Annotated in this window: 10 protein-coding genes; 5 read left to right on the forward strand and 5 right to left on the reverse strand. The window is 43.7% G+C overall.

Annotated elements, in window-relative coordinates; all coding sequences use genetic code 11:
- Positions 1–10: 10 nt before the first annotated feature.
- The 3 genes from nuoC to ndhC all read right to left on the reverse strand — a co-directional run bounded on the left by nuoC (position 11) and on the right by ndhC (position 3117).
- Positions 11–1798 carry an NADH-quinone oxidoreductase subunit C/D gene (gene nuoC, locus E0H88_RS07475; protein ID WP_131273672.1) on the reverse strand — a complete coding sequence of 596 codons (1788 nt, stop codon included), beginning with the start codon at positions 1796–1798 and terminating at the stop codon, positions 11–13.
- A gap of 88 nt (positions 1799–1886) precedes the next feature.
- A complete protein-coding gene (locus E0H88_RS07480) occupies positions 1887–2564 on the reverse strand; it encodes a NuoB/complex I 20 kDa subunit family protein (protein ID WP_086199188.1) in 678 nt (225 codons plus the stop codon).
- Positions 2565–2571: 7 nt separating this feature from the next.
- A complete protein-coding gene (gene ndhC, locus E0H88_RS07485) occupies positions 2572–3117 on the reverse strand; it encodes an NADH-quinone oxidoreductase subunit A (RefSeq protein ID WP_086199189.1) in 546 nt (181 codons plus the stop codon).
- 558 nt (positions 3118–3675) lie between these two features.
- Between ndhC and E0H88_RS07490 the strand changes: the two genes are divergently transcribed.
- On the forward strand, positions 3676–4032 hold the full coding sequence (locus E0H88_RS07490; RefSeq protein ID WP_092818855.1) for a hypothetical protein: 357 nt from the start codon (positions 3676–3678) through the stop codon (positions 4030–4032).
- 38 nt (positions 4033–4070) lie between these two features.
- On the opposite strand, the gene bfmS is transcribed toward E0H88_RS07490, so the two are convergent.
- Together bfmS and bfmR are read right to left on the reverse strand one after the other, a co-directional pair.
- The gene (bfmS, locus tag E0H88_RS07495; RefSeq protein ID WP_131273673.1) at positions 4071–5738 is read right to left on the reverse strand and encodes a sensor histidine kinase BfmS; all 1668 of its coding nucleotides are present in this window, start codon (positions 5736–5738) and stop codon (positions 4071–4073) included.
- Between the two features lie 31 nt (positions 5739–5769).
- A complete protein-coding gene (gene bfmR, locus E0H88_RS07500; protein ID WP_086174887.1) occupies positions 5770–6483 on the reverse strand; it encodes a response regulator transcription factor BfmR in 714 nt (237 codons plus the stop codon).
- Positions 6484–7070: 587 nt separating this feature from the next.
- On the opposite strand from bfmR, the gene E0H88_RS07505 reads away from it, so the two are divergent.
- The 4 genes from E0H88_RS07505 to E0H88_RS07515 all read left to right on the forward strand — a co-directional run bounded on the left by E0H88_RS07505 (position 7071) and on the right by E0H88_RS07515 (position 12089).
- Complete coding sequence (locus tag E0H88_RS07505) at positions 7071–9890, forward strand: ribonucleoside-diphosphate reductase subunit alpha (RefSeq protein WP_131273674.1); 2820 nt, start codon at positions 7071–7073, stop codon at positions 9888–9890.
- Positions 9891–10236: 346 nt separating this feature from the next.
- The gene (locus tag E0H88_RS16220; RefSeq protein ID WP_261183114.1) at positions 10237–10365 is read left to right on the forward strand and encodes a hypothetical protein; all 129 of its coding nucleotides are present in this window, start codon (positions 10237–10239) and stop codon (positions 10363–10365) included.
- A gap of 140 nt (positions 10366–10505) precedes the next feature.
- Positions 10506–11789, forward strand: a complete 1284-nt coding sequence (locus tag E0H88_RS07510) for a ribonucleotide-diphosphate reductase subunit beta (RefSeq protein WP_131273675.1) — start codon at positions 10506–10508, stop codon at positions 11787–11789.
- 66 nt (positions 11790–11855) lie between these two features.
- Complete coding sequence (locus E0H88_RS07515) at positions 11856–12089, forward strand: DUF2188 domain-containing protein (protein ID WP_131273676.1); 234 nt, start codon at positions 11856–11858, stop codon at positions 12087–12089.
- Positions 12090–12163: the final 74 nt, after the last annotated feature.

A 12163-nucleotide genomic window follows, 5' to 3' on the forward strand; every position in this document is an offset into this window, starting at 1 on the left:
CGTTTACCCCTTAGCGATCCACGTCAGCCATTACGACGTCAATTGTCGCTAAATAAATGATTAAGTCAGATACTAAACTGCCATTAATCACAGAAGGCATTTGCTGTAAGTGCGTGAAAGTTGGTGTACGGATACGGGTACGGTAACTCATGGTTGACTTGTCTGAAGTCAGGTAGTAGTTAGACGCACCTTTCACCACTTCCGCCATCACAGATGCTTCACCTGCAGGCATTACAGGACCCCATGACACGCTTAAGAAGTGCGTAATCAAGGTTTCAATATCTTGTAATGTCTTGTCTTTTGGTGGTGGAACAGCCAGTGGATGGTCTGCTTTGTACGCACCAGAAGGCATGTTGTCCAAGCACTGCTTGATGATTTTCAGTGACTGTTCGATTTCACGGAAGTGAACGATTACGCGCGCGTAAGCATCGCCTTCGTATTCAACCGGCACGTCGAAGTCGTAGTTTTCATAACCACTATAAGGACGGTATTTACGTACGTCGAAGTCAATACCTGTAGCACGTAAACCAGTACCTGTTACACCCCAAGCCAATGCCGATTTTGCATCGTATTGCGCAACATTACGGGTACGGCCGACAAACACCGAGTTTTTCAATGCCGCTGTGTAGTACTCGTTCAGACGTTTTGGCATCCAATCAAGTAATTCACGAACTAACTTATCCCAGCCATTTGGCAAGTCATGTGCAGTACCGCCAATACGGAACCATGCCGGATGCATACGGTAACCGGTAATCGCTTCTACGATGTCATAAACTTTTTGACGGTCAGCAAACATATAGAATACTGGGGTCATACCGCCGGCATCCTGAATTGCAGTACCGATATATAACAAGTGGTTATTGATACGGAACAATTCAGACATCATGACGCGGATACATTGTGCACGGTCAGGAACAGTAATTCCCGCAAGTTGCTCCACGCCCATCACATAAGGCATGTTTTGCGCACAACCACCCAGGTAGTCAACACGGTCGGTATACGGAATGAATGAATGCCAGGTTTGACGCTCAGCCATCTTTTCCACACCACGGTGGTGATAACCGATATCCGGCACACAGTCTTTTACTTCTTCGCCGTCCAACTGCAAGATCACACGGAACGCACCATGCGCAGATGGATGGTTAGGACCCAGGTTCAGGAACATGAAGTCTTCATCGGCGTTACCGCGTTTTAGGCCCCAGTCTTCTGGAACGAAACGAAGGTGTTCCTGTTCAAAGTCCTGCTTCGCCTGGTTCTGCATATACGGGGTATATTCAGTCGCACGCGCAGAATATTCTTTACGTAACGGGTGACCTTCCCAGTATGTCGGCAACAAGATACGACGGAGCATTGGATGCCCTTCGAAGTTGATACCAAACATGTCGTAAGCTTCGCGTTCGTACCAGTTGGCATTTGGCCAGATGTTGGTTGCTGTTGGAATGTTGAGATCGCTCTCACTCAAGGCAACTTTAATACGAATGTCGGCATTACGCTCTAGCGACAACAAGTGATAGAACACAGTGAAGTCCGACGCAGGCAAACCGTCACGGTGAGTACGCAAGCGCTCATCTACCGCAGACAAGTCGAACAGCATCACATAAGGACGTTCTACTTTCCGCAAGAACATTAAGACTTCTTGCACACGTGCGCGCTCAACCCAGACTGTTGGAAAGTCTTCAAAAGTCGTTTGCACAAAGAAGTTCTCACCAAATTTGGTTTTGAGCTCTTCTATAATTGCAAATGCTGGGCGTGAATCAACTGGTGTTGATTCTGGCATAGCAATGTCAGTTTCAGCCATTGGCTTGGCTTCCTATTTAATACAAATTCAGTCAACCTTAAACGACAATTACACCCAGACCGGGTGCATCAATATTTTGTCGCTCAGATTATTTAATTTCATCCATAGAGCGTAAGTTTTTCACTGCAATACGTTCAGCATTCTTACGGTCACGTTCTGGCTGCATCTTTGGCTTATACACTGGCTGAAGATCATCACCAATCACCGCTGAAAGTGGACGGCGCTCTAATTGAATTTGGTCTTGTAACAACATTAATGCTTGCAATAATGCTTCAGGACGTGGCGGACAGCCCGGGATGTACACATCGACAGGGATGATTTTATCCACACCTTGTACAACCGAATAAATGTCGTACATACCACCCGAGTTTGCACAAGCACCCATTGAAATTACCCATTTAGGCTCTAACATTTGCTCGTATAAACGCTGGATTACAGGTGCCATTTTCACGAAGCAGGTCCCTGCAACGATCATTAAGTCCGCCTGACGTGGCGAAGCACGAATAACCTCGGCACCGAAACGCGACATATCATGCACACCCGTCAAAGTGGTTGCATATTCTACGTAACAGCATGAAGTACCAAAGTTAAAAGGCCATACAGAGTTTTTACGGCCCCAGTTTACAGCTGTATGCATTACATCCTCTAAACGAGTCATGAACACATTTTTATTCACTTCTTCTTCAAGCGGATCTGTAACGATTTGACGCTCTTGAAGTGGATATTGATCAGCATCCGGATTCGCACGGGTTAATGTATATTTCATTCCCGGGTTACTCCTTACTAGATGATGTAGTCGCAGATTTTTTCACACGACCAGATGATTGAGCTGGAATCTGACCTGTAGGGTCAACAACCAACTCTTCAATAGAATTGAAGCGTGTAATGTCGGCAAGGTTCATATTCGGTGAACCCACTTTCGATTTCATCACTGCCGCTTTGAGACGATCGGTTGGTGCCCAGTTTAATGCCCCTACAGCAATGGCATAAATCAAAGCAATCAATAAATCGACCACAAAAATCACAACGGTGGTAAAACCGAACCAACCTACTTCACGAACTGATGTAGCCCATGCGTAGAGATACAGTGCTTCCAGGTCAAATACCACAAAGAAAATAGCAACCAAGTAGAACTTTGCAGACAAGCGGATGCGTGCTCCACCCGCACCTACTACACCTGACTCAAATTGCTCTTGCTTTGCACGGCCCCATGATTTACCCCCAAGGAGTAAAGGAACTGTGAGCATAAAGACACAAAGAAATGTAACGCCGATCACGAAGGCAATAATTGCCCAATCGTATGGAGTAATGGCACTCATGCGGGGATAACTCCTGGCAGGCCTAATTTATTAACAAAGAATGTATGTATTGGCCTTCAAATACACCAAACACAAAATTAATCCCGCCAATTGTACCTGATTTATGATTTCACTTGCTAGCTTATAAGCCTTAGTCTTTTGGATGATTTTTTCGGCATTACTGCTTTTAATTTGCATTTATTCCTTTACAGTACACCTTAATCGTTTTATTTAATAAAAACGATTATTTTTATTAAATTTTCTCACATTAAGATTTTTTGAGGAAATCTTGCCCATTTATTTTTCAATCTAAAAATGCATTATTGCTGAATATTCTATCAATTTTAAAAGCCCAGTTTATTTTGAGTATTTATTTAAAAAATGATTGGATCCACGAAAACTGACTAAATTTTATACCGAATTAAAAATAACCACCCTTCTTTGCTTTATAAGCTACCTCATATTTTTTGCATAAGCTGCTTTATTCTTGTGGCTTTTTTGCAACACTTTGACATGCGTTTAACAGTTTGTGATATTTGTATTGAAAACTCAAAAAGTGAATAGACAGGAGAAACTATAATGACATTAAAATATGCCCATGAATCTGAATATTTCTTCTTTGCACAACTGTTAGTGCACCATGTGGAAAGATACATTGATAAACACCCAGATGCACGTGATGCCATTTTTGACCTGCGTGATATTTATGATCTTTTCCGCCAGGACTTTGCCTCCACCACCACCAATCTCGAAGCTATTTTAAACGTTGCCGATGAATACAGAGTCGAAACATTAAATGGGGACCAGAAATTGATTAGCCATTATGCAATTGACCCCAAAAACAATTCCTTGCTGCTAGATTTCAATGCCGATGCCCTTGCCAGTTTAAAACAGGGAAAAAGCCTGATTGAACCAGATGCCACCAGTCATGAATAAGACTAAAAAAAGCACCGGATTCGGTGCTTTTTTATGAGCTAAAATTCTGTATTCAGGATCCCGTCTTTTACAACATGGGCTTTCTTTTTGCTTTTATTAAAGCGTTGCACAGGCCATGACATGGTGAAGCGTGCCCCACCTAAAACCGGGCTTTGATCAACTTCAATTTTCCCACCAAACCAGTAAGCAATACGGCTCACAATGGACAGACCTAAACCATAGCCCCCGGAAGCACGGGTACGGCTATCATCCAGACGGGCAAAGGCTTCAAAGATGCGCTGACGCTCTTCCTCAGGAATACCAGCACCGTCGTCCTCCACCTGGACATAGGCCAGTCCTGCATCATTGATGCCACCACTGACAATTACTTTATGATCACAATAGCGAACTGCGTTGCCGACCAGATTTTGCACCACACGATGCAAGTAACGCCGCTCGGCATCCACCACCACACTAATAGGTGGCGCTTTGAGTTCAATTTCTTTTTGAGTTTTTAATGCTTCGGTTTCAATCACCACCTGATCCAGCACTTCAAACAGCACGATTTTTTCAAAGTCTAAAGAAGGTGTACCCTGCTCCAGCTTTGCATAGGTCATGATTTCATCAATCAAGGTGTTGAGCGCTTCAATGTCCTTATCAATCTGTTCGACCTGCTGCAGACGATACTCATAGTCATCTTCTTCGGCCAGCATTTCCATGCCGAAACGAATGCGTGCCACAGGCGTACGCAGTTCATGCGAAACTGCTCGCATCAGCTCGCGCTGCGCTTCAATCAAACGCTGAATATGATCGGACATGCTGTTGTAATTGGTCGCCAGGCTAGCCATTTCATCAGTACCATCGACCGGCAAACGCAAGGTCATGTCACCCGATTTCATGCGATGCAAGGCGTAATTCACCTCGCGTAAGCGACGCTGCATCGGCACCAGCAAGCCATACACCCCAAGGCTTAACACAAACAAACTGAGCAAGGTAATGCCTGCAGCCAACTGGAAAGGCATCCAGTTAAATAATGGGACAGGCCCTAAAACCAGCACCTCGGAAGGTGAGCTGGGCATAGGCGAAACAATCGAGATGGTGGTACCCCGAACCGAAGCATTGTCACGGTACAGAATAATACTGTGATCCAAGCGAAGCCGGCCAATTTGTTCGGAATCGAGCGGCAGGTTTTGCACTTTTTCAATAGCAATAGGATAAGAAAAATTCGATTGAATTTTGGCGAGATATTCTTTTTCCTGCCCAGGGTAATACACCAGATAATCCAGAATAAAAATCGGCAAGGCTTTCATCTGGCGCTCGCCTATTTTATTCACTTTCACATACAGCAAATGGCGGGGATCATCTTTCAGGCCAATAATGATATAGGCAATGGAATTTTCTGCATCGTAACGGACAGCTGCTTTACGCTCTTCAATCCGCTTTCTCTCGGTACGGGATAAATCCACCTTAGCTGCTTCAACATAATAAATTGGCAACTCAAGCAAATCAGATGCATCAGAAATCCAATCTTTTTTCTGCTGTTCATTCGGCTGTCGGGCAATGCCCTCGCTAATAATATAGGAAATTCCGTCGGTTAAAGATTCACGATACTCTTGCGCACGCTGGTAATTGATGATTTGTACCAACAGATAGCCAAATAAGGCGACCAAGGCCACTAAAATCACCAACCCCGCATAAATGCGCAAGAATATACTGTGTTTAAACACGAAGCTGTCCTATAAAATTAGCAGGCAGACATTAAAGACCGGTTTCTTTAACGAACAAATACCCCTTACTACGTACCGTTTTAATACGTTTTGGATTTTCAGGATCATCGCCAATTTTTGGACGGATACGTGAGATACGTACGTCAATTGAACGGTCCTGACCGTCATATTCAATACCGCGCAAACGCTCAAAAATATCTTCACGGGAAAGAATACGACCTGCATTTGAAGCCAGCAACCATAACAGGTCATATTCAGCGCTGGTGAAGTCAACCAAGTCGCCATTCAAAGTCACTGATCGGCCACCATTATCGATGACAAGATCATCAAATTCTATACGTTGAGCCACTTCATCTTCAGGAGCCTTGTCTGTACGGCGCAGCAAGGCACGGATACGGGCAAGCAACACGCGTGGTTGAACAGGTTTGGCGACGTAGTCATCCGCACCCATTTCCAGACCCAACACCTGGTCCATGTCTTCAGTACGTGCGGTCAGCATTAGAATCGGCTGATGATAATGTGGACGCACTTCACGACAAATGGTTAAACCATCTGCACCCGGTAACATGACATCAAGTACCACCAAATCCGGTTGTTCAGCAATGATACGACGAATTGCACGATTACCGTCAGGTTCTACCCCAACTTCCAATCCATTACGGATAAGGTATTCTTGAGTCAAACGTGCAAGACGTTCATCGTCTTCAACAATTAAAATTTTAGGTAACTTTTCTTCTTGGCTCATAAAATGCCCCTTTATATTGGATTAAGGTATCCTTAAAAATCCATTGGATACGCTTTAATATATTCAGCAATATACACACGTTTACATTGTAAACAAGATACCGTTCACCAAACTGATACATCAAAGTAGCATTTTGTTATATTTTTTTTAAACATTGAATTTATTGAAATTTTCATATTCCAGTGATTTTCACACAAATTGAAGAAATATTTAGTTACAAAATGTCTATTTTTTAATCCATCCTGCTATTTGCACAGTTTCTGACTAGTTAGCTCATTTCTTTTAAGTTATCCACAATGTTATCTATAAGCACATTTTTTTAGCTTTGTTATGCTATGCCTTGCCTGATAAGGCTTATAGAAAAATCAATAAAAATAGCAATATTTTTACAGAGATTAATGCATGTACTAAGAAAAATATTTAGCAAAATGTCAATATTGATCTACCCTAAATTTTCCCGTATCTTGTGTTCAATTAATTTTAAAACCACTAGGTCTTGTGTTTATTCCTCAAATACTGTGGCATAAAATTTGCCCAGTTCAAACGGTCCATAAACATAAAAATAGATGACAATGGAGCTATGCTAAATGAGCGTAATCACTTCAACTCCTGGTCAACTTCAGGTGATTAAACGCACCGGTGATGTTGCCACTTTTGACGCAGAGAAAATTTCTGTAGCGATTGGTAAAGCTTTTTTGGCTGTAGAAGGCCAGCAAAGCGCAGACTCTAGCCGTATTCATGATCGTATCGAGCAATTGACTGAAATGGTGATGAATACGTTTAACCGTCGTTTACCGTCAGGCGGCACGATTCATATTGAAGAAATTCAAGACCAGGTTGAACTTGCTCTCATGCGTACAGGTGAACAAAAAGTTGCACGTGCGTATGTCATCTACCGCGAACAACGCTCTGAAGCACGTAAACAGACTGGCGCTCATCACCATCCGACTTTACAAGTGACTGCTGCCAATGGTCAGCTTAAACCGCTTGACCTGGGCGCACTAGAAGCACATGTGGCAAAAGCAGCTGAAGGCCTGGAAGGTATTGACGTTAAAGCCATTGTCGATGAAACCGTAAAAAACCTGTATAACGGCGTAAAAGAGTCCGACATCTCTACAACAATGATGATGGCGACGCGTACCCGTATTGAACAAGAACCCAACTATACTTATGTGACTGCTCGCCTGCTTCGTGACAATCTTGTGGCAACCGGTTTGGAGTTCCTGGGTTTAAGTACTGACACTCTAGAAAATGACGCTTTAGAAACCTTCCTGAAAAAAGGTGTAGAGCTGGATCTGTTATCAGCAGATCTATTGAATTTTGATCTGGCAAAACTGGCAGCAGCGATTCAGCCAGAACGCTCGAACCAGTTTACCTATTTAGGTCTGCAAACCTTATTTGACCGTTACTTTATCCACTCTGACGGCATCCGTTTCGAATTACCGCAATTGTTCTTTATGCGTGTGTCGATGGGTCTTGCGTTAAATGAAGATGACAAAGAAGCACGTGCCATCGAATTCTATAACTTGCTGTCCAGCTTCGACTACATGGCATCTACACCTACCCTATTCAACTCTGGTACTTTGCGTCCACAGTTGTCGAGCTGTTACTTAACAACCATTGCCGATGACCTTTATAACATTTATGGTGCAATGCGTGACAACGCGATGCTGTCTAAATGGGCTGGCGGTTTAGGTAATGACTGGACCCCAGTTCGTGCCTTGAACTCATACATCAAAGGCACTAACGGCAAGTCTCAAGGTGTTGTACCGTTCCTGAAAGTTGCCAACGATACGGCTGTTGCGGTAAACCAGGGTGGTAAGCGTAAAGGTGCAGTGTGTGCATACTTAGAAACCTGGCACCTGGATATCGAAGAATTCCTGGAACTGCGTAAGAACACCGGTGATGACCGTCGTCGTACCCATGACATGAATACTGCAAACTGGGTTCCAGACCTGTTCATGCAACGTGTCTTTGAAGATGCTGAATGGACATTGTTCACGCCATCTGAAACGCCAGATCTTCACGATTTAACCGGTCAGGCATTTGCTGAACGCTATGCTTACTATGAAAGCATTGCCAAAGAAGCCGACATGCTGCACAAGAAAGTGCGTGCCAAAGACTTGTGGCGCAAAATGCTGTCTATGCTGTTTGAAACCGGCCATCCTTGGATCACATTCAAAGACGTATGTAACTTGCGTTCACCGCAACAACACGTAGGCGTGGTGCATTCATCTAACTTGTGTACAGAAATTACGCTAAACACAAACCAAGACGAAATTGCGGTATGTAACCTGGGTTCGATTAACCTGGTACAGCACGTTCAAGGTGGTGTACTCGACCGTGAGAAGTTGGCGCGCACTGTAAAAACAGCCGTTCGCATGCTCGATAACGTCATCGACATCAACTACTACGCTGTTCCGCAGGCAAAAAATTCGAACCTGAAACACCGTCCGGTCGGTATGGGTATCATGGGCTTCCAAGATGCTTTATATGAAATGAAACTGGCTTACGGTTCTGATGCTGCGGTTGATTTCGCTGACGAATCTATGGAAGTCATTTCTTACTATGCAATCCAGACTTCTAGCGACCTTGCACTTGAACGTGGTGCTTACGAAACATTTAAAGGATCACTTTGGGATCAAGGCATCCTGCCAATCGATTCTTTAGACATCGTGGCGAAATCACGTCCAGAACGCATGTTCGAAGTTGACCGTACACAACGTCTGGACTGGGACACTTTACGTGCCAAAGTTCAAAAAGACGGTATGCGTAACTCAAACGTAATGGCGATTGCACCAACTGCAACCATTTCGAACATCTGTGGCGTGTCTCAGTCGATCGAACCAACGTTCCAGAACTTATATGTGAAATCAAACCTTTCTGGTGAATTCACAGTAATCAACCCGTACCTGGTACGTGCGTTAAAAGATCGCGGTCTTTGGGATTCAGTGATGGTCAACGACCTGAAACATTTCGAAGGTTCTGTTCAGAAAATTTCACGTATTCCTGAAGAGCTTAAAGCGATTTTCGCAACTGCGTTTGAAGTTGAACCACGCTGGATTGTGGATGCTGCATCACGTCGTCAAAAATGGATCGACCAGGCTCAGTCGCTTAACCTGTACATCTCTGGTGCAAACGGCAAGAAACTTGACCTGACTTACAAAATGGCATGGTTACGTGGTCTTAAAACAACGTATTACCTTCGCGCATTGGGTGCAACGTCTGCCGAGAAATCGACCATTAACACTGGCGCACTAAATGCAGTTAAACCTGCCACTGTTGCAGCGCCTGTTACTGCTGCGGTAGCGCCTGAAGTGAAAGCTGAAGAAGACGGTTTTGCTCAAGCAGCACCAGTACCAATGGCATGCTCAATTGACAATCCTGATTGTGAGGCTTGTCAGTAACTAACTAAAGGTATCTAACTCAGAATAAAGGCTACGCCTGTAGCCCCTCTGACTTTTGAAACGTAAGGCTACGTTGGCATAGTTATTTCGAGAAAATAATTATGAAAGAAAAAATAGATATCTTTGGTTGGAAGTACCAACTTTCTGAAAGTGAAATGCACTTTCTTCAAGCAATTATGGTTTTTTTCGTAATGTGCTTGATCATCTTAAAAGGTTTAACAACGCCTTTTGCTTACAAAGTATACGGAGTAAGCATAGCTGGATGGTGTGTATATTTTTTTAAAAGTTTATTTAGTTGAAATTCATTAGTGGATTTCAACTTCCATTGATAATAAAGGAACCCACCATGCTCCATATGACCCATAACTACCTGTTAGGACTTATTGCCTTGGTGGTTTCCTTTTGTTTTACCTTTTACGTGCCGATTGGTTATTTCTGGTTTAAAGCACGTCAACAGCGTAATCAAAATAAGTAGTGAGGATATTTGCTCTTCCGTACAAAACAAGAGCACTCATCGACAAAACTTAATTTTGCTTACACAGAATAAGCGTATAGTAGACATCTTCGTTTGTGAGATGTCAGATAACAGATATAAGCATCGAAGAGAGAATTGATATGTCTATCCTAAGTTGGGACGATTTCGAAGATGATTCGCAAAAACCGGCTTCACCTGAACACAAGTCTGCGCCCGTCGAACCGCAAAAAGCGGCTCATACACAAGTGGTATCTGATGCACGCAACGAACCGACGCGTGTGGCAGCTGCACAACCCCTTAGAGCCACTCAAAACCGAGGATCAGATCCAACCGATTCATTGGCAAGAGCATCTGCTTCCCTAGATAACCTTGACGTTGCTCCGGGTCTGGAAGAGCTTGAAATGGGCGCTCAGCGTGTACAGGTTGACGATAAAGCCATGATCAACTGTCGTGCCGACCTGAATCAGTTGGTTCCATTCAAATACGAATGGGCTTGGCAAAAATATCTGGACGGTTGTGCCAACCACTGGATGCCACAAGAAGTCAACATGAACCATGACATCGCACTTTGGAAGTCTGAAAATGGCTTGACTGAAGATGAGCGTACCATCGTCATGCGTTCGCTCGGTTTCTTCTCGACTGCAGACTCACTGGTGGCAAACAATCTGGTCCTGGCGATTTACCGTCACATTACCAACCCGGAATGCCGTCAGTACATCTTGCGTCAAGCCTTTGAAGAAGCGATTCACACTCATGCTTACCAGTACTGTATCGAGTCGCTAGGTATGGATGAAGGCGAAGTCTTCAACATGTACCGCGAAGTACCGTCCGTGGCACGTAAAGCGGCTTGGGGTCTGAAATATACCCAGTCTTTAAGTGATCCTACCTTCAAAACCGGTACACCTGAAAATGACCAGATCTTGCTTCGCAACCTGATCGCGTTCTACTGTGTACTTGAAGGCATTTTCTTCTACTGTGGTTTCAGCCAGATTCTGTCTATGGGCCGTCGTAACAAGATGAACGGTGTTGCCGAGCAATTCCAGTACATTTTACGTGACGAGTCGATGCACCTGAACTTCGGTATCGACATGATCAACCAGATCAAGATCGAAAACCCAGGTTTATGGACGACCGAGTTCCAGGAAGAAATCATCCAGATGATTCTTGAAGGCACAATGCTTGAAATCGAATACGCACGTGACACCATGCCACGCGGTGTACTTGGCATGAACGCGGCGATGATGGAAGAATACCTCAAGTTCATCTGTAACCGTCGTTTAGCGCAACTTGGTTTGCCTGAACAGTTCGCTGGTGTGAATAACCCATTCCAGTGGATGTCGGAGATGATGGACTTGCGTAAAGAGAAGAATTTCTTCGAGACGCGTGTAACGGATTATCAGACTGGCGGTGCGTTAAGCTGGTAAGCAAGCACAAAAGCGGAATCTAATGATTCCGCTTTTTTCTTCAAATAAAAATAATGGTGAATAAAAATGAGTAAAGGTAAAAATCAACATGTCGTTCCACATACTGATGGATGGGCTGTTAAAGGTGCAGGTAATTCTAAAGCAACTAAAGTAACCTCTACACAAGCTGAAGCAATTAAAGTTGCTGAAAATATTGCTCGTAATCAAAAATCTGATACTAAAATTCATGGTACAAATGGACAAATACGTGCCGGCAATAGCTATGGTAATGATCCTTGCCCACCTAAGGATATAAAATAATCCAATTCTAAAAAATCCCCCTTCAATAGCGGGATTTTTACTCAAAACAGAAAAATCTCAATAAAATATTTTAT

Source organism: Acinetobacter sp. ANC 4216, assembly GCF_004331195.1.
In the GTDB taxonomy this organism is placed as follows: domain Bacteria; phylum Pseudomonadota; class Gammaproteobacteria; order Pseudomonadales; family Moraxellaceae; genus Acinetobacter; species Acinetobacter kookii.

Excerpts from the sequence above, each read along its gene's own strand:
- nuoC (WP_131273672.1), bottom strand. The coding sequence starts at position 1,798 with ATGGCTGAAACTGACATTGCTATGCCAGAATCAACACCAGTTGATTCA.
- E0H88_RS07480 (WP_086199188.1), bottom strand. The coding sequence starts at position 2,564 with ATGAAATATACATTAACCCGTGCGAATCCGGATGCTGATCAATATCCA.
- ndhC (WP_086199189.1), bottom strand. The coding sequence starts at position 3,117 with ATGAGTGCCATTACTCCATACGATTGGGCAATTATTGCCTTCGTGATC.
- E0H88_RS07490 (WP_092818855.1), top strand. The coding sequence starts at position 3,676 with ATGACATTAAAATATGCCCATGAATCTGAATATTTCTTCTTTGCACAA.
- bfmR (WP_086174887.1), bottom strand. The coding sequence starts at position 6,483 with ATGAGCCAAGAAGAAAAGTTACCTAAAATTTTAATTGTTGAAGACGAT.
- E0H88_RS07505 (WP_131273674.1), top strand. The coding sequence starts at position 7,071 with ATGAGCGTAATCACTTCAACTCCTGGTCAACTTCAGGTGATTAAACGC.
- E0H88_RS16220 (WP_261183114.1), top strand. The coding sequence starts at position 10,237 with ATGCTCCATATGACCCATAACTACCTGTTAGGACTTATTGCCTTGGTG.
- E0H88_RS07510 (WP_131273675.1), top strand. The coding sequence starts at position 10,506 with ATGTCTATCCTAAGTTGGGACGATTTCGAAGATGATTCGCAAAAACCG.
- E0H88_RS07515 (WP_131273676.1), top strand. The coding sequence starts at position 11,856 with ATGAGTAAAGGTAAAAATCAACATGTCGTTCCACATACTGATGGATGG.